Genomic DNA, 18,782 nt, shown 5'->3' on the forward strand with positions numbered 1-18,782 from the left:
CGAGGCGGGCGACAGGTCCGGCGGGGCCGGGCGGCAGGTCTGGGCGGGTCCGGCGGCGGGTCCGGCGGGGCCGGGCGGCAGGTCTGGGCGCGTCCGGCGACCGGTCCGGCGGGGCGGTCAGTGGCGGACCAGGCAGAACGGGTGGCCCGCCGGGTCCGCGTAGACCCGCCAGCCCCGCGACGCGGCGCCCGCCTCCAGTAGCGTCCCGCCGGCCGCCAGCACTTGCTCCTGGGCCCCGTCGAGGTCGGGGACCCCGAGGTCCAGGTGGAACTGCTGCGGTCGGGTGGGGTCGGGCCACGTCGGTGGGCGGAAGTCGGCGGCCCGCTGGAAGGCCAGGACGGTGCCGGACGGGGTGTGCAGGGTCGCCCACTCCGCGTCGAGCGACCACCGGGCGTCCGGCCGGTTGACGTCACCGCCCAGCAGCGACCGGTAGAACTCCGCCAGTCGCAACGGATCGGGACAGTCCAGGACCACGCACTGAAGTTCAGCGATCATGGCCGGATCCTAGGCCGTCACTCCCACGGGTTCCGTCGGTTCGTTGGGCGTCGGTTGTGTACGTGTTCGAGCGGGAGTGTGCCCTCACTGGACGCACCTGGGTGCGCGGGCACGTCCGAGCGGAAGTGCGGTCACTGGACGCACCCGGGTGCGCGGGCACGCCCGAGCGGGGTGCCGTAACCGGACGCATCCGGGTGCCCCGGCGGCAGCGGTCAGGCGGGACCCGGACCGCGCGGTCCGGAGCCGGCCCCGGGCACCGGACCGGACAGCCCGGAAGCGGCCCCGGTCACCGGACCCGACGGCACGGAGCCGGCCCCCGGCACCGGCTCCGGCCGGGGCGGCGGAGCGAGGGCGGCGTCGAGCATCCGGCGGAACGTGGCGGTCAGTTCGGCGAGGTCCGGCGCCGGCAGGGACCGGGCGGCGGCTCCGGCGAGCCGGTCGTAGAGGAGGCCGTCCGTCCAGGCGACGACCAGTTCCGCCGCCTCCTCGGGCCGGTCGGCCCCGAGGACGGCGAGGGCCTGCGCGGCCCGGGCGCGCGAACCCTGGCCCGCGCGGTGGAAGTCGGTCTCCAGCTCGGGGTTGCGGGCCGCCTCCAGGCTGAGTTCGAAGCGCGCCAGCTGGCGTGCGCGCCCCACCGTGAGCCAGCGGTACAGGAGTCCGGCCAGGGCTGCCGCGGCCGCGTCCCGATCCGGCGGCACCGACCCGGGACCAGGACGCGGAACCTCCTCCGCGACCACGCCCGTGCCCGCTTCCGCACCGGTGCCCGATCCGGCCCCCCTGCCAGCGTCCGCGACAACTCCCGAACCGGCCCCGGCGACCGCGACCGCGCCCGTATCAGTACCCGGACCGGCCCCCGGAACCACGCCCAAGACGCCGCCGGGTCCGGATCCCGGCGGCCCGACGCCGTCGTCGAAGTCGGCGAGGTCCAGCTCCGCCAACCGCTGGTAGCACGCGCCGATCAGAGCCGTCCTCGTCCGGAAGTAGTACGAGGTGCTGCCCGCCGGCAGTCCGGCCGCGCCGTCGACGGCGCGGTGGGTCAGGCCGCGCAGTCCCGCGGCGGCCACGATGCCGATCGCGGTGTCCGCGATGAGGGTCCTCCGGTCGGGGGAGGGCAGGGACGCGGCAGGAGTGCGGGGAGGCGTGGACATGGGTCCACTCTACGGTTGTAGAGTGGACCCATGCCGCCTCTACATCTGTAGAGGCAGGGTGTGGAGCGGTACGCATACGCGGTACCGCGCACGCCCGGCAGCGCGAAAGGGTGTGGTGCGTCATGTCGGAGCTTCCGCGGCACGCGGTCGTGGTGGGGGCGGGGATCGGCGGGCTCACGGCGGCCGTGGCCCTGCACCGCGGGGGCTGGCGGGTCACCGTGTGCGAACGCGCCGCCGGGCCGGCCGCCGTCGGCGCCGGGATCGTCCTCGCCCCGAACGCCCTGCGCGCCTTCGACGCCATCGGCTTCGACGCCGCCCGCGCCGCCGGCCGGACCGTGCCCGCGGCCATGGGGCTGCGCCGCCCCGACGGCCGCTGGTTGAGCCGCGCCGACACCGCCGCGCTGACGGCCCGCTACGGCCGGCCCCCGCTCGCCGTGCACCGCTCGGCCCTGACCGGCGCGCTGGCCGCCGAGCTCCCCGACGGCACGGTCCGCCACGCGACGGCCGTGACCTCCGTGCACGACCCCGACGGCAGCGGTCCGGTAGTGCGTACCTCCGCCGGCGAGCTCACCGCCGATGTCGTGATCGCCGCCGACGGCATCCACAGCCCCCTGCGCCGGCGGTACTTCCCGGACCACCCCGGCCTGCGGCACAGCGGCGAGACCGCCTGGCGCACCGTCCTGCCCGCACCGCACGGGGCGGGGACGGGAAGCACCGAAGCCACCGCGACCGCCGAGACCTGGGGCCGCGGCGAACGCTTCGGGGTGGTCCCGCTCGCGGACGGCCGCCTCTACGTCTACGCCACCGCCGTCGCTCCCGAAGGCCACCGCCCGGCCGACGTCCGCGCCGAACTCCTGCGCCGCTTCGGCCACTGGCACGACCCGATCCCGGAGATCATCGCGCGGATCGACCCGGCGGCCGTGCTCCAGCACGACCTGTACGACCTGGCCGTCGCGCTCCCCCGCTACCACCGCGGCCGGCTCGCCTGGATCGGCGACGCCGCCCATGCCATGACCCCCAACCTCGGCCAGGGCGGCTGCCAGGCCGTCGAGGACGCCGTGGTCCTGGCCCACCTGCTGGAGCCGGCCGCCCCGGACGACGTACCGGCCGCCCTCGCCGCCTACAGCCGGGCCCGCCTCGCGCGCACCGACGCCATCCGCGTCCGGGCCCGGCGGGCAGGCCGGTTCGCCGCCGTCACCCATCCGCTCGCCGCGGCCGCCCGCGACCTGGCCGTGCGCGCCACACCGGACCGCGTCGCCCTGCGGGCCCTGGACACCGTGGTCGACGGTTTCGTCCTCCCCGACCGGGCGGCGGCCGGTGGGGCATAACCGCGTACCCGCGCGCGTTGACGCTCGTTGGTGAAGTTGCTGACCGTTCAATGCGAAGGCAGGCAGAGCCGTATGACGAACGACATCGACTGGGACCACCCGACCGACCCCCGGCCGGGGAGCTGGCAGCTCGACCACGTCAAGCTGTACACCGGCTCGAACGGAGCCGAGGGGCACTACTGGAACGGCACGCAGACCCTCCTGCTCACCACCCTGGGCCGTGTCTCCGGCAACCCGGTGCGGACCCCGCTCATCTACGGCCAGGACGAGGGCCGGTACGTGGTCGTCGCCTCCAACGGCGGCGCCGCCGAACACCCGTCCTGGTACAAGAACCTGTCCGCGCACCCGGAGGTGCGGGTGCAGGTCGGGTCCCGGACGCTCCGGGGCACGGCGCGCACCGCGACCCCCGAGGAGCGCACCGCCTACTGGCCGCTGATGGTCGGGCACTGGCCCTCGTACGACGAGTACCAGACCAAGACGGACCGCGAGATCCCCGTCGTCGTGATCGAACCCACGGCCTGACCCGGCCGACCCCGGCCCGACCCCGGCCCGACCCCGGCGCGCCCCCACGGCCCCCCCGCCTCCACCGCCCCCTAGCGGCCGAGGGCCGCCATCGCCGCGTTGTGCCCCGGGATCCCGCTGACCCCGCCGCCGCGCACCGCCCCCGCGCCGCACAGCAGCACGTCGCGGTGGGCGGTCTCCACGCCCCACCGCCCCGCGCCGTCGCCCTCGTCCGCGTACGGCCAGGACAGGTCCCGGTGGAAGATGTGGCCGCCGGGAAGGCGCAGCTCCCGCTCCAGGTCCAGCGGGGTCTTGGCCTCGATGCACGGCCGGCCTTCGGCGTCGAAGGCGAGGCAGTCGGTGAGCGGCTCGTCCAGGTGCGCGTCGAGCTGGGCGAGGGTGGCGGTCAGCAGCACCTCGCGCGCCTGCTGGTTGTCGTGCGCGAACAGCCTGGCCGGGGTGTGCAGCCCGAACAGGGTGAGGGTCTGGTAGCCCTGCTCCACCAGCTCCGGAGCGAGGATCGTCGGGTCGGTGAGCGAGTGGCAGTAGATCTCCGAGGGCGGTACGGACGGCAGTTCGCCGGCCGCGGCCTCCGCGTGGGCCCGCGCGAGCTCGGCGTACCCCTCGGCGATGTGGAAGGTGCCGCCGAAGGCCTCGCGCGGGTCCACCGCCGTGTCGCGCAGCCGGGGCAGTTTCCGCAGCAGCATGTTGATCTTGAGCTGGGCCCCCTCGGCGGGTGCGCCGGAGGGGCTCTCGCCGAGCAGTTCCGCCAGCGCCCTGGGCGAGGCGTTCACCAGGACCTTGCGCGCGGCGACCCGCCCCTCCCCCGTGGCCGTCCGGAACAGCACCTCGGCGGGCCCGCTGCCGTCCGTGTCGATGCGCAGCGCCTCGTGACCGGTGGCGATCTGCGCCCCGGCCGCCCGGGCCGAGGCGGCGAGGGCGTCGGTGAGCGCGCCCATGCCGCCGACGGGGACGTCCCAGTCGCCGGTCCCGCCACCGATGACGTGGTAGAGGAAGCAGCGGTTCTGGGCGAGCGAGGGGTCGTGCGCGTCCGCGAAGGTGCCGATCAGCCCGTCCGTGAGGACCACTCCGCGCACCAGGTCGTCGGCGAACTCGCGCTCCACCGCGCGCCCCAGCGGTTCCTCGAACAGCATCCGCCACGCGGCCTCGTCGTCGATCCGGGACCGCAGCTGTGCCCGGGTGGGCAGCGGCTCGGTCAGGGTCGGGAACACCTTGCGCGCGACCCGCGCGGTGGTCCCGTAGAAGGCGCGCCAGCTGTCGTACTCCCGGTCCGAGCCGGTCAGCCGCGCGAAGGACTCCCGGGTGCGCGCCTCGCCGCCGCCCACGAGCAGCCCGCCCGGCCGTCCGTCGCGCTCGACCGGCGTGTACGAGGAGACCGTGCGCCGGCGTACCGAGAACCGCAGGTCCAGATCGCGCACGATCTTCGCCGGGAGCAGGGAGACGAGGTAGGAGTACCGCGAGAGCCGGGCGTCGACCCCGGCGAAGGGGCGGGCGGAGACCGCGGCCCCGCCGGTGCGGCCGAGCCGCTCCAGCACCAGCACCGACCGGCCCGCCCGGGCCAGGTACGCGGCGGCCACCAGCCCGTTGTGGCCGCCTCCCACGATCACCGCGTCGTGCACCGCGCTGCCGAAGTCGTCGAGACCTGTCCGTGCCGAACCCCGCGAAGTGGTCATGGCTGTTGGTAGCACACCTGGCCGAGCCGCTCCAGGCAATGGGCCTCGTCCGCGTGGGCCAGGACGGTGTCGGGGTGGTCGTCGCCGAGCGCCCGCTCGCGGATGCCGGACAGGTCCCGGTAGACGGGCAGGGCCTCCTCCCAGCGGCCGAGCCGGCCGAGCCCGACGGCCAGTTCGCGGCGGCTGACCAGAGTGTCGGGGTGTTCGGCGCCCAGTGCCTCGGCGCGCGCCGCGCCGACCTGCCGCGCCTCCTCCACCGCCTCCTCCCAGCGATCGAGCCGGCCCAGGTTGACGCCGAGGACGTGCCGGGCGCGCAGGGTCTCCGGGTCGGCGGTCCCGTACGCGCGGGTGCGGTCCAGGACGAGAGCCCGGAAGAGTGCGAGGGCCTCGGCGTGCCGCCCGGTGCGCCCGAGGGCGATGCCGACCTCGTAGCGCGCGGCCAGGGTGTCGGGGTGGTCTCGGCCGAGGACCCGCTCCCGTGCGCCGGCGACCTCGCGGAAGCCGGTCAGCGCGTCCTCCCAGCGATCGAGCCGGCCCAGCGCGTACGCGGCCTCGTAGCGGGTCAGCAGGGTGTCCACATGATCGGCACCGAGCACCTCGGCCCGGGCGTCGGCGACCTCGGCCGCCGTCGTGTGGGCTTCCGCGTGCCGGCCGAGGGCCCCGAGGGCGCAGGCCAGGTTGTGGCGGCAGCGCAGGGTGTCGGGGTGGCGGGGGCCCGCGGTCCGGTCGCGGGCGTCGAGCACCGTCCGGTAGATCTCGTACGCCTGCGCGTGGCGGCCGAGTCGGCCCAGTTCGTACGCGGTTTCCTGGCGCGCCGCGAGGGTGTCGGGGTGGTCCGCGCCGAGGGCCCGGGCGCGCCCGTCCGCGACGGCCGTGTAGACGGCGAGCGCCTCTTCGGGGCGGCCCGCGCGGCTGAGGGCGAAGGCGTGGGTGTGCCCGGCCGCGAGCGCGTCGGCGCCCGTGCCGGGCCCGGACGGGCGGCCGGGGAGCCCGTACGCGGCGGTGAGCCGGGGGTCCCGGCCCGGCTCGGGGCGGGCGGTGGGCCGGGGGTGGAGGTGGGGGCCGCTCGCGGGCGGCGTGACCTGCTCGGTGGCTGACCAGGACCCGGTGAGCACCGCCCACGCGCCGCTCGCGGGGCGGGCGTCGAGGCCGGCCTTGCGCCCGGCGGTCATGCCGTGCGCCCATGCCGGCAGCGGGGCCGCCGCGCCGGGCGGGCCGCTCGGGCCGATCCGGGCCTCGACCAGCCGGCGGTGGACGTGGCGGGCGTCGCCCGGCCGGTCCTCGGGGCGCTTGGCGAGGAGGTCCAGGACCACTTGGTCGAAGTAGCCGGGCAGCTCGGGGCGGTGCTCGCGCGGTGGCACGGGCGCGGTGTCCCGGTGGCCGACCAGCACCGACCAGGAGTCGCCGAGGTCGAAGGGCGGCGCGCCGGTGGCGATCTCGTACAGGACGCAGCCCAGGGAGTAGAGGTCGCTGCGGTGGTCGACCTCGCCGCCCGCGATCTGCTCGGGAGACATGTAGTGCGGGGTGCCCATGGCCATCCCGCCGCCGGTGAGCTTGGCCGTGAAGCCGATGTCGTGGGCGAGGCGGGCGATGCCGAAGTCGCAGATCTTCACGGTGCCGTCGGTGAGCCGCATGATGTTGGCCGGTTTCAGGTCACGGTGCACCACGCCCTGGTCGTGGGTGTAGCCCAGGGCGGCCGCCATTTGCTCCGCGATGTCGACGACCACGTCCACCGGCAGCGGCCGGGTGTCGTTGTCCTCCAGGAGCTGGCTGAGGTTGCGGCCCTCCAGGAGCTCCATGACGAGGTAGAGGGGGCCGCCGGCGGCGCTGTCGTCGCCGAAGTCGTGGACGACGGTGACGCCCCGGTGCTGGAGCGACGCGGCGACGCGGGCCTCCCTGCGGAACCGCTCTCGCAGCACCTGGGTGAAGTGCGCGTCCTGTTCCGGACCGAGCGGTTTGAGACACTTCACGGCGACCTGCCGGCCCAACGACTCGTCCCGGGCCCGCCACACCTCGCCCATGCCGCCGCGGCCGATCAGGTCGAGCGACCGGTACCGACCCTGGATCAGTCTGGACTCCGCCATGTCTTGAAGCCGCCCCCGTCGTCGTGCTACGCCCTCCCCGGCCCGTCCAGTATGGCCGCTGATGTACGCAGTGTGTACGGCGCGGGGCGGCTCCCGGGGCCCATGCGGCGCATCGCTTTCAAGATGTGACCTGGCGGCAGCTGCCAGCGCAGACCTGCGGGGATGGTGCGCAGCGCGCGTCCGGTGAGGCGCAGGTGCCGGGTGACGGTACGAGGAGGCGGTGCGGGCCGGCCGTACAGCTGGTGCGCCCAGCCGGGGAGGGACCCGTACGCGAGACCGGCGAGCGGTCGCCACAGCAGATTTCGGCCAGGGACGAGGAGGGGGTGGACGGGCGGACCGCGCAGGAAATCGTCCACGGCACGGGCGTCCGGACCGGCGGCGAGCTCGGGGCGGACGCGGTCGAAGTACGCGGCCAGTCCGGCGGCGTCGGCGGGGACGGTGGCGGGGTCGAGGCCGACGAGGCGGGCGTTGACGCGGTTCTCGTCCACGTAGCGGTCGGCCTGGGCGGGGTCCAGCGGGATGCCGGAGCGGAGCAGGACGTGCAGGAAGCTGTCGATCTGCGCGCAGTGGATCCACAGCAGCAGTTCGGGGTCGTCCACGGGGAAGCGCTCGCCGGTGACCGGGTCGGTGGCGGAGAGCTTGCGGTGGATCGCGCGGACCCGGCCGCCGGCACGTTCGGCGGCCTCGGTGGTGCCGTAGGTGAGGGTGCCGACGAAGTCGGCGGTCCGCAGCAGGCGGCCCCAGGCGTCGCGCTCGAAGGCGGAGTTCGCCATGACCCCGCGCACGGCACGGGGGTGCAGCGCCTGCAGGTAGAGCGCGCGCACCCCGGCGATCCACATCATCGGGTCGCCGTGGCACTGCCAGGTGACGGACGAGGGCCCGTACAGCCCGGGGTCGGGGTCGGGGCCCGGTCCCGGGGGGCGGCCCGCAGCCGGTGCCGCTGCCGCGACCGGTCCTGGTCCCGGCCCTGTTCCCGCTGCGGGTCTTGCTCCCGGTCCCGACCTTGTTCCCGCCGCCGGTCCCGGCCCTGTCCCCGCCGCCGGTCCGGGCCCTGTTCCTGTTCCCGCTTCCGGTGCCGCGTCCATCCCCGTACCTCCCTGTCGCAGGCGCCCGGCGGATTTCCAGGCTACCCACGTCAGCACCGCGTCGAGACTCGGCCCGCCGCCGTCAGGGCGGCGTTACGGGGTGTCCGCCGACAGGTGATCACGGGCATGGCTTCGGTGTCGCGCCCCGGACCGCCTCCCCGCATCCGGGGCTCCGCCCGCCGCTCGTGGTTCCCTGGGAGGGCCCCATGTGTCTGTACCGGTACGAAGACGATCCCGAGCCCGAGGAACGGGTCCCGGCCGGGCTCCTGTACGTGCCCGCCCGGCCGGGTGGGGCGCGGGTGGTGGTGCGGCTGTTCCGCACCCCGCTCGGCGCCCGCACCGCCGTCGGTTTCACCAGCCCGGGCCGGCTGGCCGACACCCTCGGCGCCGAACAGCCCTGGATCCGGCTCTCCGGCGCGGCGCTCCGCGCGCTGGCCGAACCGCTCGGAGCGGTCCCGCTGACCGTCGACCCGACGCTCACCGCGCCCCCGGTCACCCCGGCGCCGGAGCCCGCAGCCGAGCCCGAGCCCGGGACCGGAGCCACAGCCACAGCCACAGCCACAGCCACAGCCGGAGCCTCGGCCGCAGCCGAGCCCGCAACCGGCCCCGCAGCCGGCCCCGCAGCCGGTCCGGCCGGTGCCGTGCGGCGGGGGGGGTCGCCCCGTGACCACGGCCGTACTGCGCGCCACCCGCGCGGGCGCCGACGACGCCCTGTCCGTTTGGCCCGCGTCCACGACCACGCTCGCGCACGGCGGCCTCGCCGTGGCCGGCGTGCGCGCGCGGAACGCGCGGAACGCGCTGGGCGGCGGTCAGGGCGGCCGTTTCAGCGGCGGACGCGGGGCATGCCGAGGCCGATCCACGAGATGATCTCGCGCTGGATCTCGTTGTTTCCGCCGCCGAAGGTGAAGATGACGGCGCTGCGGTAGCCGCGTTCGAGTTCGCCGTGCAGGACGGCGCCGGCGGAGCCGTCCTTGAGCGAGCCGGCGGCGCCCACGACCTCCATGAGCCACGCGTACGCGTCCCGGCGGGCCTCGGATCCGTACACCTTGACCGCGGAGGCGTCCTGCGGGGTGAGGGTGCCGTCCTGGACCGCGTTGACCATCTGCCAGTTCAGCAGCTTCATGGCGTCGAGCCGGGCGTGCGTACGGGCCAGGCGGCCGCGCACCCAGGAGAGGTCGATGACACGGCGGCCGTCGGCCAGTCCGGTCGCCGCCGCCCAGCGTTGGACGTCGTGCAGGGCGCGGATGGCCATGGTGCCGTGGGCGGCGAGGGTGACGCGTTCGTGGTTGAGCTGGTTGGTGATCAGGCGCCAGCCCGTGTTCTCCTGCCCGACGCGACGGCTCGCCGGTACGCGGATGTTCTCGTAGTAGCTGGCCGTGGTGTCGTGCGAGGCGAGGGTGTTGATGAGGGTGCAGGAGTAGCCGGGGTTCGTGGTCGGCACCAGGAGCATGGTGATGCCCTTGTGCGCGGGGGCGTCCGGGTCCGTGCGGACGGCGAGCCAGACCCAGTCGGCGGTGTCGCCGTTGGTGGTCCATATCTTCTGGCCGTTCACCACGTAGCTGCCGGTCTCCTCGTCGCCCTCGCGGACCGCCTTGCACGTGAGCGCGGCGAGGTCGGTCCCGGCGTCCGGCTCGCTGTAGCCGATGGCGAAGTCGATCTCGCCCGCGAGGATCCGGGGCAGGAAGTACGCCTTCTGCTCGTCGGTGCCGAACCGCATGAGGGTCGGTCCGACGGTGTTGAGCGCCATCAGGGGCAGCGGTACGACGGCTTGCGCGGCCTCGTCGAAGAAGATGAACTGGTCCATCGGGGACATTCCGCGGCCGCCGTACTCCTTCGGCCAGCCGACCCCGAGCCAGCCGTCCGCACCGAGCCGGCGGATGGTTTCCCGGTAGAAGCGCTTCTGCGCGACCGGGTCCTCGTACCGGGCGTAGACGTCCTGCGGGACCAGCTCGGCGAAGTAGGCACGCAGCTCGGTGCGCAACTGCTGCTGCTCAGGCGTGTATTCGAGGTGCACGGCCCCTCCGGGAGTCTCGCGGTCCGTCCGGTCGCTGTGATGGCGGCGGTCAGAGTAGAACCTGTTACAAGAATCCGGAAGGGGGCGGTGACGCCGGACCCCGGCACGGCGATCGCGCGGCCGGCCGGGCCCGGCGCGGGAAGGAACGGCCCTGAGCACCGCCGCTCCCCCCTGCGCCCTCAGTTCAGGGCGCTGATCATCGACTCGGCCGTCGCCGTCATCGCCGTACGGGCCGCCGTCAGGTAGGGCCGGGGGTCCGCCGGGGTCAGGTGGGCGCGGATGGCGTCGGTCATGGCCACGTTCAGCGCGGTGCCGATGTTGACCTTGCGGATGCCGCCCGCGACGGCGGCCGCGAGCTCCGCGTCCGGCAGCCCGGAGGAACCGTGCAGGACGAGCGGCACGTCCACCGACTTGGCCAACCGGGCCAGCAGCGCGTGGTCCAGGGAAGCCGTCCGGCTGGTCATGGCGTGGCTGCTGCCGATGGCGACGGCCAGCGCGTCGACCCCGGAGTCGGCGACGAAGCGGCGCGCCTCGTCCGGGTCCGTACGGGCGCCCGGCGCGTGCGGGTCCAGCGGGGCGGCCCCGTTCTTCCCGCCGACCTCGCCCAACTCGGCCTCGATCCAGAGGCCGTTGGCGTGCGCCCAGTCGGCGGCGGACCGGGTGGCCTCCAGGTTCTCGCCGTAGGGGAGGTGGGCGGCGTCGTACATCACCGAGCTGAATCCCGCGTCGCACGCCTGCCGGAGCAGCTCCGCGCTCTTGACGTGGTCCAGGTGCAGGCCGACGGGGACGCCGGCGGCCTCCGCGCAGGCGACGGCGGCCCGGGAGATGGGCAGCAGCCGCCCGCCGCGGAACTTCACGGCGTTCTCGCTCAGTTGCAGGATGACCGGTAGCCCGGCCGCCTCGGCCCCCGCGACGACGGCCTCGGCGTGCTCCAGGGTGATGATGTTGAACGCCGCGACGGCCCGTCCCGCGCCCGCCGCCTCCAGGACCAGTGCACCCGCCGGTACGAGGCTCATCGGACCGCCTCCTCGCCCGCCGCGAGGATCACCGAGCGGGTCAGATGGCGCGGCGCGTCCGGATCCAGCCCCTGGTGTTCGGCCACCGCCAGGGCCAGCCGGTGCACCCGGACCAGTTCGGCGAGGGGGTCGAGGGCGCCGGCCACCCACTGGGCGCCGGTGTCCCGCACCTGCTCGGCGAGCCCGTCCGGCGCCTCGCCGAGCGACCAGGTGGCGGTGCCGGGGCCCGAGACGCTGATCGGCCCGTGCCGGTACTCCATGGCCGGGTACGACTCGGCCCAGGACAGCGAGGCCTCGCGCATTTTGAGGGCCGCCTCGTGGGCGAGCCCGACGCTCCAGCCCCGGCCCAGGAAGGTGAACTGCCCCCGGCCGGCGAGTTCGGCGGGGAGCGGCCGTTCGAGGGCCGTCCGGGCGTCCGCGACGACGGCCGCGCAGTGCGCGCCGACGTGGGCGCGCAGCAGGGTCAGGGCCGTGGTCGCGAAGCGCGTCTGCACCACGGACCGCTCGTCGGCGAAGTCGAGGACGACGAGGTCGTCGGCAAGGGCCGTCACCGGGGTCGCCGGGTCGCCGATGACGGCGGTCGTCGGCACGCCCGCGTCCCGCAGCCCGGCCAGCAGGTCGAGCACCTCGGTAGTGGTGCCGGAGCGGGTCAGGGCCACCACCCGGTCGTACCGGCGGTGGCGGGGGAACTCCGAGGCGGGGAAGGCGTCGGTCTCGCCGTGTCCCGCCTCCTCGCGCAACACGGCCGCCGCCTGGGCCATGTAGTACGAGGTCCCGCAGCCGACGACGGCGGTACGCTCCCCCGGTCGCGGCAGCACCGAACGGTGCGCGGGGGCCAGTTCGGCGGCCCGCTCCCAGCATGCGGGCTGCGTGCCCAACTCGTGCGCGACGTGACTCATACGGGCTCCCTCGTGCTGCCGGCTAGGGATCGATGCGCTTTCTTGCAAGATAGCGCGCAGTTTCACGCAACTTCAAGCATCGACGACCTGATCGGTTGCGTTAGTGTCGGCGGGTAGGCCGAGGGAGAACGCGGTACACCGAAGGGGGCGGCCGATGACCCGCAAAGAACGCTGGCAGAAGCTGCTGGACCTGCTCGTGGAGCGGGGTGAGCTGGAGGTGGAGCCGGCGGCGGAGGTCCTCGGCGTGTCCGCGGCGACCATCCGGCGCGACCTCGACCAGCTGGCCGAGCAGCAGTTGCTGGTCCGTACGCGCGGCGGGGCCGTGCAGCACGGGGTGTCGTACGAACTCCCGCTGCGCTACCGCAGCTCGCGCCGCGCCGCCGAGAAGCACCGCATCAGCGAGGCGGTGGCGGGCCTGGTCGCCCCCGGCGAGGTGATCGGCCTGACCGGCGGCACCACCACCACCGAGGTGGCCCGGGCGCTGGCCGGGCGTCCCGACCTGGCCTCGGGGGCGCCGGCTCTGACCGTGGTGACCAACGCCCTCAACATCGCGGGCGAGCTGGTGATCCGGCCGCAGTTCAAGATCGTGCTCACCGGCGGTGTCGCACGCCCGCAGTCGTACGAGCTGACGGGTCCGCTCGCGGAGCAGGTGCTGGGGCAGCTCGCGGTGGACACGGCGGTGCTCGGGGTGGACGGCTTCGACCCTGCGGACGGCGCGGCCACCCGGCACGAGGACGAGGCCTCCGTCAACCGGCTGCTGTGCGAGCGGGCCCGCCGGGTGGTCGTCGCGGCGGACTCCAGCAAGCTGGGCGTGCGCGCCTTCGCCCGTATCTGCGCGACCGCGGACGTGGACGTCCTGGTCACGGACACGGGTCTGTCGTCCGGGGTCGCTGCCGAGTTCGAGGCGGCGGGCGTCCAGGTGCTGCGGGTCTGACGGACCGACCGGCCCGCCGGCGAAACGCTTCCGCGCCGCACCGGGCGCCACCGCACTCACGGCGGCGCAGCGGCCGCCGGAGCGGCCGCCGGAGCGGTCGGCGCAGCGGCCGGCGCAGCGGCCCGCCGATCAGTGCGCCGTGAGCCGCTCGGACTCCCGTACCAGGGCGGCCAGGACGGGCGCGATCAGCGGGTGGGTCTCGGCGCCGCGCCGAGTGGCGGCGAAGACCCTGCGGGTGGCGGCCGGGCCGGCCACGGGACGGACCTGGACCTCCTTGAGGTCCATGCCGCGCAGCGCCGACCGCGGCACGAGGGCCACTCCCGCGCCCGCGCCCACCAGGGCGGTCACGGCGCGGAAGTCGTCGGAGCAGTGCACGAACCGGGGCTGGAAGCCGGCCAGTTCGCACGCCAGCAGCGTCACGTCGTGGCACGGGTTACCGGGGTACTGGCCCACCCACTCCGCATCGCACAGGTCGGCCAGCGCCACCGCGGGCAGGTCGGCCAGCGGATGCCCCGAGGGCAGCACGGCATCGAAGGGCTCCGCGTACAGCGGGAGGACGGAGAGCCGGCCGTCGTCCGCGCCCGGCGCGCCCCGGTACTCGACCGCGAGCGCCAGATCGGCCTCGCCGTCGAGCAGCTGCGGCAGGCTCTGGTCGCCCTCCGCGTCCCGGACCCGCAGCCGGATGCCCGGCTGCTCCAGGGCCAGCCGGGCGATCACCGGGGCGAGTACTTCCGCGATGCCGGTCGCGAAGGCGGCCACCGTGACCTCTCCCGCCGAGCCGCCCGCGTACGCGGCGAGTTCGGCTTCCGCCCGCTCCAGCTGGGCCAGTACCGCACTGGCGTGTCCGACGAGGATCTCGCCGGCCGCCGTGAGCCGTACGCCCCGGCCGCTGCGGGTCAGCAGCACGTGGCCCGTCTCCTGTTCCAGCGCCGCGAGCTGCTGGGAGACGGCGGAGGGGGTGAGGTACAGGGCTGCGGCCGCGGCGGTCACCGTACGGTGGTCCGCCACGGCCCGCAGGATGCGCAGCCGGCGGGGGTCGATCACCCTGCCATTGTCGCAGGCCACCGGGACCCCTACGGCCGCCCGATCCTCGCCGGCCCCGGCTGACGCGCAGGTCTCGCGCCCTGCTCCGGCCCCGACTGTCCTGTCGGCCCCGTCGGCACCCGGGCCTCACCGGTCCCGCCGGACCGGCCCCGGACGGTCAGGCCCCGGACGCCGCCAGCGCCGCGCGCGCGTCGATGAAGGCGGCCACCGCGCGCTCCACGTCCGCCGTCGAGTGGGCCGCCGAGAGCTGCACGCGGATGCGCGCGGCGCCGAGCGGGACCACCGGGTAGGAGAAGCCGATCACGTACACGCCGCGTTCCAGGAGCAGCTCCGCCATCCTGGCCGCCTCCGCCGCGTCACCGATCATCACGGGGGCGATGGCGTGGTCGCCGGGCAGGATCTCGAAACCGGCCTCGGTCATCTTCGTGCGGAACAGCGCGGTGTTGGCGGCGAGGTGCTCGCGCAGGTCACCGGCCGACTCCAGCAGGTCGAGGACCTTGAGGGAGGCCGCCGCGATGACGGGGGCGAGGGAGTTGGAGAAGAGGTACGGGCGCGAGCGCTGGCGCAGCAGCTCCACGATCTCGGCGCGCGCCGCGACGTAGCCGCCGGAGGCGCCGCCGAGGGCCTTGCCCAGGGTGCCGGTGATGATGTCGACGCGGTCCATGACCCCGTGCAGTTCCGGGGTGCCTCGACCACCGGGGCCGACGAAGCCGACGGCGTGCGAGTCGTCGACCATCACCATGGCGTCGTAGCGCTCGGCCAGGTCGCAGATCTCCGCGAGCGGGGCGACGTAGCCGTCCATGGAGAAGACGCCGTCGGTGACGATGAGCCGGCGGCGGGCGTCCTGCGACTCCTTGAGCCGGGTCTCCAGCTCCGCGAGGTCGCGATTGGCGTAGCGGTAGCGGCGGGCCTTGGAGAGGCGGATGCCGTCGATGATCGAGGCGTGGTTGAGGGCGTCGGAGATCACCGCGTCCTCGGCGCCGAGCAGGGTCTCGAAGACACCGCCGTTGGCGTCGAAGCAGGAGGAGTAGAGGATCGTGTCCTCCTGGCCGAGGAACGCCGACAGCCGTGCCTCCAGCTCCTTGTGCACCTCTTGGGTACCGCAGATGAAGCGGACGGAGGCCATGCCGTAGCCCCAGCGGTCGAGGGCGTCCTTCGCCGCGGCGACGACCTCGGGGTGGTCGGCGAGGCCGAGGTAGTTGTTGGCGCAGAAGTTGAGGACTTCGCCGGCGGCTCCGCCCGAGGTGACGGCGACGGCCGCGTTCTGCGGGGTGCCGATGACGCGCTCCGGCTTGTGCAGGCCGGCGGCGCGGATCTCGTCGAGGGTGCTGCGGAGGTCTTCGCGGACGGACTCGAACATGTGCGGTTCTCCTGGTGCGGCGGAGGGGCGGAGGCGGACGAGGGGGGGCCGGGCCCCGCGGAGGGGGGAGGGTTGCGGGGCCCGGCCGGGGGAGGTGGTCTGCGGGGCGGACGGTCGGGGTCTACGCCGTCCAGTCCAGGATGATCTTGCCGCTGCGGGCCGTGGACGCCTCGTCGAAGGCGGCTTCGAAGTCGCGGTGCGAGTAGCGGCCGGTGATGACGGGGCTGAGGTCGAGGCCGCCCTCCAGCAGCACGGTCATCGCGTACCAGGTCTCGAACATCTCGCGTCCGTAGATCCCCTTGATGGTGATCATCGAGGTGACCACCTTCGCCCAGTCCACCGGGAACTCCTGCGCCGGCAGGCCCAGCATCGCGATCCGGCCGCCGTGGGTCATGTTGTCGATCATGTCGCGCATGGCCTCGGCGCGGCCGGACATCTCCAGGCCGATGTCGAAGCCCTCGCGCAGGCCGAGCGACTTCTGCGCCTCGGCGATGGAGGATTCGGCGACGTTCACCGCCAGCGTGGCGTCCGCCTTGCGGGCGATCTCCAGCCGTTCGGGGCTGACGTCGGTGATCACCACGCTGCGCGCACCGGCGTGCCGGGCGACGGCCGCCGCCATGATCCCGATCGGTCCGGCGCCGGTGATCAGCACGTCCTCGCCGACCAGCGGGAAGGACAGCGCGGTGTGCACGGCGTTCCCGAACGGGTCGAAGATCGCCGCCACGTCGAGGTCGACCTGCGTGCGGTGCACCCACACGTTCTGTGCGGGGAGCACGACGTACTCCGCGAAGGCGCCGTCGCGCCCGACGCCGAGCCCGACCGTGCTGCGGCACAGGTGGCGGCGGCCGGCCAGGCAGTTGCGGCACTTCCCGCACACCAGGTGGCCCTCGCCGCTGACGAGTGCGCCGATCTCGATGTCGCGCACGTCGGCTCCGAGCGCGGCGACCTCGCCGACGAACTCGTGGCCGAGGACGAGCGGCGTCTTGACCGCTCCCTGCGCCCAGCCGTCCCAGGACCGGATGTGCAGGTCGGTTCCGCAGATGCCGGTGCGCAGCACCTTGATCAGTACGTCACCGGGACCGTACTCGGGCTCCGGGACGTCCATGAGCCACAGACCGGGTTCGGCCTTGTGCTTGACGAGCGCCTTCATGGGTGGCTCCAGGCATGCGGAAGGGGGCGCCCCGAGTGCGGTGGCACGGGTGGCGTCGGTGACGGGCACCAATCTGCCGAGCGGCGTGGTGATCAGTCCATCGAGACTTTCTTAAGCGGGTCGACAGCCCAGCTTCACGCCTATGCTCCTCAGGTGACGGGCAGGGGCCCGGGCCGGGGACGGCACGGGGGAACGGGGAGGTGGGGGGCGTGCCGAGTCTGCGCAGCAGGGCGCTGTCGGCGGCGCTGATCGCGGCAGGACGGCGAAGACGGTTCGCGAGTGCCGAGGCGGTGCGCACCCGGGTGGCGGAGTCCGCCCGCCGGCCGGCGTCGCACCTGCCTCCGCGTTCGCTGGGCCGGGCGGCGGAGATCTCGCGGACCTTCGTGGGGGCCTGGCCCGTGTACAACGTGTCCCCCCGCGAGGCCGAGCCGGCGGTCCACGTGCTGTACCTGCACGGCGGCTGCTACATCAACGAACTGGTCCGTCCGCACTGGGCGATGATCCGGACCCTGGTCACGCGGGCCCGGGCACAGGTGATCGTCCCGGCCTACATCCTGGCCCCGCGCGGTACCGCCGACCGGACGGTCCCGGCCGCCGCGGACCTGCTGAGCGGCCTGATCGCCAGCGGCGGGGACGGCGGGACGGTGCTCGTCGGGGATTCGGCCGGCGCGGGACTGGCGCTGGCGGCCGCGCAGCGGCTGCGCGACCGCACGGGGGCGCAGCCGTCCCGGATCGTGCTGATCTCGCCCTGGTTGGACGTGACCATGAGCCATCCGGACCAGGCGGCGATCGAGACCGGCGACCCGATGCTGGCGCGGGCCGGGCTGCGGGAGGCCGGGCGGCTGTACGCGGGGACGCTGGCGGCCGACGATCCCCTGGTGAGTCCGCTCCGGGGGTCCTTCGCGGGGCTGGCGCCGCTGACGGTGTTCAGCGGGACCCGGGACGTGCTGGCCACCGACAGCAGGGAGCTGGTGCGCCGGGCACGGGCGGAGGGCGTGGAGGTGGACTTCCACGAGGAGGCGGGGCTGCCGCACGTGTACCCGCTGCTGCCGGTCCCGGAGGGGCGGGCGGCGCGCGAGCACATCGTGCGGCTGATCCAGGAGGCGGCGGAGCTCTGAGCGCGGCCCGGGCGGGGGCGGCCGCGGCGCCGGCTTCGCGGGTGCCCCGCGCGGCGGCCTTTTCCGCCCCGCCGGGGGCCGCGAGGTGTCGCGCTCAGGCCGTGCAGGTCATCAGCGAGCTGATCGGCCAGGCCCGGTACGCCGTCCAGTACGCCTCGTCGCGCACCGGGTCGGCGGGTGGGGTCCGGTTCGGCTGCCAGCCGACGGTGGTGAACCCCGCCTCGACGGCCGCTTCGGCGAGGTCCGCGTGGGCCCATTCGCGGAACTCGAAGGGCATCGGCGGCTCGGTCAGGAAGTGCGCCTTGAGCAGCGGCGCGTCCCCCTGCACCACCCGGTCGAGGATCCGGACCCCGTACGGTGACCAGTCCACGCGCGGGAACGCGCCCGCGTTCGGCACGATGGCGAGCAGCCGTCCGCCCGCGCGCAGGCTGGTGCGCACGGAGCGGAACATTGCGTGCAGGGAGCTGCGGTCGGGCGCGTGGTTGAAGAGGTAGGCGGTGGTGGCGAGGTCGAAGGGGCCGAGGTCGGGCAGCCCGTCCGCGTCGGCGACGACGTACTCGACGTCGGGGCGGTCCCGCGTCGCCTCGTGCTCGCGCGCGAGCCTGATCATCTCCTCCGAGGTGTCCACGCCGACGGTCCGGCGGGCTCCGCCCCGGGCCAGCAGCCGGGTGTTGTAGCCGTAACCGCACCCCAGGTCGAGGGCGTCGAGGCCGCGTACGCCGCCGAGCGCGTCGAGGGCGCCGTGCAGGGTGTAGGTGTCGGCCGCCGAGAAGGCCGCCGTGGTCGTGGACTCCGCGTAACGCTCGCCGATGGTGTCGTACTGGAACCGCATGCTCTGCCTTCCGGGGGCCTGCCGGGGGTGGGGACGCGTGCGTATCGTGCCCCGGCGCGCACCCGCGGGAAGTCCCGTAC

17 protein-coding genes and 1 pseudogene are annotated in these 18,782 nt (G+C 74.7%); 5 read left to right on the forward strand and 13 right to left on the reverse strand.

Features of this window, described 5'->3' with window-relative positions:
- Positions 1 to 117: 117 nt before the first annotated feature.
- The 3 genes and pseudogenes from ACWFQ8_RS05860 to ACWFQ8_RS05870 form a co-directional block, all read right to left on the reverse strand.
- Positions 118 to 495 (reverse strand): VOC family protein, encoded by a 378-nt coding sequence (locus ACWFQ8_RS05860; RefSeq protein WP_453784951.1) that lies wholly within the window; start codon positions 493 to 495, stop codon positions 118 to 120.
- A gap of 212 nt (positions 496 to 707) precedes the next feature.
- The gene (locus ACWFQ8_RS05865; RefSeq protein WP_453785148.1) at positions 708 to 1,358 is read right to left on the reverse strand and encodes a hypothetical protein; all 651 of its coding nucleotides are present in this window, start codon (positions 1,356 to 1,358) and stop codon (positions 708 to 710) included.
- A gap of 45 nt (positions 1,359 to 1,403) precedes the next feature.
- A pseudogene (locus ACWFQ8_RS05870) lies at positions 1,404 to 1,643 on the reverse strand (TetR/AcrR family transcriptional regulator); the annotation flags it as partial.
- Positions 1,644 to 1,765: 122 nt separating this feature from the next.
- Here ACWFQ8_RS05870 and ACWFQ8_RS05875 point away from each other — a divergent pair.
- The gene (locus ACWFQ8_RS05875; RefSeq protein WP_453784952.1) at positions 1,766 to 2,971 is read left to right on the forward strand and encodes an FAD-dependent monooxygenase; all 1,206 of its coding nucleotides are present in this window, start codon (positions 1,766 to 1,768) and stop codon (positions 2,969 to 2,971) included.
- Positions 2,972 to 3,043: 72 nt separating this feature from the next.
- Entirely contained in the window at positions 3,044 to 3,493 is a 450-nt protein-coding gene (locus ACWFQ8_RS05880; protein WP_453784953.1) for a nitroreductase family deazaflavin-dependent oxidoreductase, read from the forward strand.
- 71 nt (positions 3,494 to 3,564) lie between these two features.
- Here the strand turns inward: ACWFQ8_RS05880 and ACWFQ8_RS05885 are convergent, their stop codons facing one another.
- Genes ACWFQ8_RS05885 through ACWFQ8_RS05895 form a run of 3 tightly spaced genes read right to left on the reverse strand, consistent with a single transcriptional unit; the run spans position 3,565 to position 8,137 of the window.
- Positions 3,565 to 5,166 carry a phytoene desaturase family protein gene (locus ACWFQ8_RS05885; protein ID WP_453784954.1) on the reverse strand — a complete coding sequence of 534 codons (1,602 nt, stop codon included), beginning with the start codon at positions 5,164 to 5,166 and terminating at the stop codon, positions 3,565 to 3,567.
- The gene (locus ACWFQ8_RS05890) at positions 5,163 to 7,250 is read right to left on the reverse strand and encodes a protein kinase domain-containing protein (RefSeq protein ID WP_453784955.1); all 2,088 of its coding nucleotides are present in this window, start codon (positions 7,248 to 7,250) and stop codon (positions 5,163 to 5,165) included. Before ACWFQ8_RS05890 ends, ACWFQ8_RS05885 begins: the two co-directional genes overlap by 4 nt.
- 26 nt (positions 7,251 to 7,276) lie before the next feature.
- A complete protein-coding gene (locus ACWFQ8_RS05895) occupies positions 7,277 to 8,137 on the reverse strand; it encodes an oxygenase MpaB family protein (RefSeq protein WP_453785149.1) in 861 nt (286 codons plus the stop codon).
- 404 nt (positions 8,138 to 8,541) lie between these two features.
- On the opposite strand from ACWFQ8_RS05895, the gene ACWFQ8_RS05900 reads away from it, so the two are divergent.
- A complete protein-coding gene (locus ACWFQ8_RS05900; RefSeq protein WP_453784956.1) occupies positions 8,542 to 9,261 on the forward strand; it encodes an SAV_915 family protein in 720 nt (239 codons plus the stop codon).
- Here ACWFQ8_RS05900 and ACWFQ8_RS05905 read toward each other — a convergent pair.
- The 3 genes from ACWFQ8_RS05905 to ACWFQ8_RS05915 all read right to left on the reverse strand — a co-directional run bounded on the left by ACWFQ8_RS05905 (position 9,159) and on the right by ACWFQ8_RS05915 (position 12,264).
- Positions 9,159 to 10,349: an acyl-CoA dehydrogenase family protein gene (locus tag ACWFQ8_RS05905; protein WP_453784957.1), complete on the reverse strand. Its 1,191-nt coding sequence runs from the start codon at positions 10,347 to 10,349 to the stop codon at positions 9,159 to 9,161. The genes ACWFQ8_RS05900 and ACWFQ8_RS05905 overlap by 103 nt on opposite strands.
- 179 nt (positions 10,350 to 10,528) lie before the next feature.
- The gene (locus tag ACWFQ8_RS05910) at positions 10,529 to 11,365 is read right to left on the reverse strand and encodes a class II fructose-bisphosphate aldolase (protein WP_453784958.1); all 837 of its coding nucleotides are present in this window, start codon (positions 11,363 to 11,365) and stop codon (positions 10,529 to 10,531) included.
- Positions 11,362 to 12,264 (reverse strand): SIS domain-containing protein, encoded by a 903-nt coding sequence (locus tag ACWFQ8_RS05915; protein ID WP_453784959.1) that lies wholly within the window; start codon positions 12,262 to 12,264, stop codon positions 11,362 to 11,364. The genes ACWFQ8_RS05910 and ACWFQ8_RS05915 overlap by 4 nt, the downstream gene beginning before the upstream one ends.
- Positions 12,265 to 12,418: 154 nt before the next feature.
- Between ACWFQ8_RS05915 and ACWFQ8_RS05920 the strand changes: the two genes are divergently transcribed.
- Entirely contained in the window at positions 12,419 to 13,198 is a 780-nt protein-coding gene (locus ACWFQ8_RS05920) for a DeoR/GlpR family DNA-binding transcription regulator (RefSeq protein ID WP_453784960.1), read from the forward strand.
- A gap of 129 nt (positions 13,199 to 13,327) precedes the next feature.
- On the opposite strand, the gene ACWFQ8_RS05925 is transcribed toward ACWFQ8_RS05920, so the two are convergent.
- The 3 genes from ACWFQ8_RS05925 to tdh form a co-directional block, all read right to left on the reverse strand.
- A complete protein-coding gene (locus ACWFQ8_RS05925; protein WP_453784961.1) occupies positions 13,328 to 14,242 on the reverse strand; it encodes a LysR substrate-binding domain-containing protein in 915 nt (304 codons plus the stop codon).
- 157 nt (positions 14,243 to 14,399) lie between these two features.
- On the reverse strand, positions 14,400 to 15,602 hold the full coding sequence (locus ACWFQ8_RS05930) for a glycine C-acetyltransferase (protein WP_453784962.1): 1,203 nt from the start codon (positions 15,600 to 15,602) through the stop codon (positions 14,400 to 14,402).
- Positions 15,603 to 15,723: 121 nt separating this feature from the next.
- Positions 15,724 to 16,752: an L-threonine 3-dehydrogenase gene (tdh, locus tag ACWFQ8_RS05935; protein ID WP_453784963.1), complete on the reverse strand. Its 1,029-nt coding sequence runs from the start codon at positions 16,750 to 16,752 to the stop codon at positions 15,724 to 15,726.
- A 209-nt stretch (positions 16,753 to 16,961) separates the two neighbouring features.
- Here tdh and ACWFQ8_RS05940 point away from each other — a divergent pair, with 209 nt between their 5' ends.
- A complete protein-coding gene (locus tag ACWFQ8_RS05940) occupies positions 16,962 to 17,870 on the forward strand; it encodes an alpha/beta hydrolase fold domain-containing protein (RefSeq protein WP_453784964.1) in 909 nt (302 codons plus the stop codon).
- A 94-nt stretch (positions 17,871 to 17,964) separates the two neighbouring features.
- Here ACWFQ8_RS05940 and ACWFQ8_RS05945 read toward each other — a convergent pair whose 3' ends face one another.
- Positions 17,965 to 18,702: a class I SAM-dependent methyltransferase gene (locus ACWFQ8_RS05945; RefSeq protein WP_453784965.1), complete on the reverse strand. Its 738-nt coding sequence runs from the start codon at positions 18,700 to 18,702 to the stop codon at positions 17,965 to 17,967.
- Positions 18,703 to 18,782 lie beyond the last annotated feature (80 nt).

It is taken from the genome of Streptomyces sp. NPDC055254, assembly GCF_053606025.1.

Excerpts from the sequence above, each read along its gene's own strand:
- ACWFQ8_RS05860 (WP_453784951.1), bottom strand. The coding sequence starts at position 495 with ATGATCGCTGAACTTCAGTGCGTGGTCCTGGACTGTCCCGATCCGTTG.
- ACWFQ8_RS05875 (WP_453784952.1), top strand. The coding sequence starts at position 1,766 with ATGTCGGAGCTTCCGCGGCACGCGGTCGTGGTGGGGGCGGGGATCGGC.
- ACWFQ8_RS05880 (WP_453784953.1), top strand. The coding sequence starts at position 3,044 with ATGACGAACGACATCGACTGGGACCACCCGACCGACCCCCGGCCGGGG.
- ACWFQ8_RS05885 (WP_453784954.1), bottom strand. The coding sequence starts at position 5,166 with ATGACCACTTCGCGGGGTTCGGCACGGACAGGTCTCGACGACTTCGGC.
- ACWFQ8_RS05890 (WP_453784955.1), bottom strand. The coding sequence starts at position 7,250 with ATGGCGGAGTCCAGACTGATCCAGGGTCGGTACCGGTCGCTCGACCTG.
- ACWFQ8_RS05900 (WP_453784956.1), top strand. The coding sequence starts at position 8,542 with ATGTGTCTGTACCGGTACGAAGACGATCCCGAGCCCGAGGAACGGGTC.
- ACWFQ8_RS05910 (WP_453784958.1), bottom strand. The coding sequence starts at position 11,365 with ATGAGCCTCGTACCGGCGGGTGCACTGGTCCTGGAGGCGGCGGGCGCG.
- ACWFQ8_RS05915 (WP_453784959.1), bottom strand. The coding sequence starts at position 12,264 with ATGAGTCACGTCGCGCACGAGTTGGGCACGCAGCCCGCATGCTGGGAG.
- ACWFQ8_RS05920 (WP_453784960.1), top strand. The coding sequence starts at position 12,419 with ATGACCCGCAAAGAACGCTGGCAGAAGCTGCTGGACCTGCTCGTGGAG.
- ACWFQ8_RS05930 (WP_453784962.1), bottom strand. The coding sequence starts at position 15,602 with ATGTTCGAGTCCGTCCGCGAAGACCTCCGCAGCACCCTCGACGAGATC.
- tdh (WP_453784963.1), bottom strand. The coding sequence starts at position 16,752 with ATGAAGGCGCTCGTCAAGCACAAGGCCGAACCCGGTCTGTGGCTCATG.
- ACWFQ8_RS05945 (WP_453784965.1), bottom strand. The coding sequence starts at position 18,702 with ATGCGGTTCCAGTACGACACCATCGGCGAGCGTTACGCGGAGTCCACG.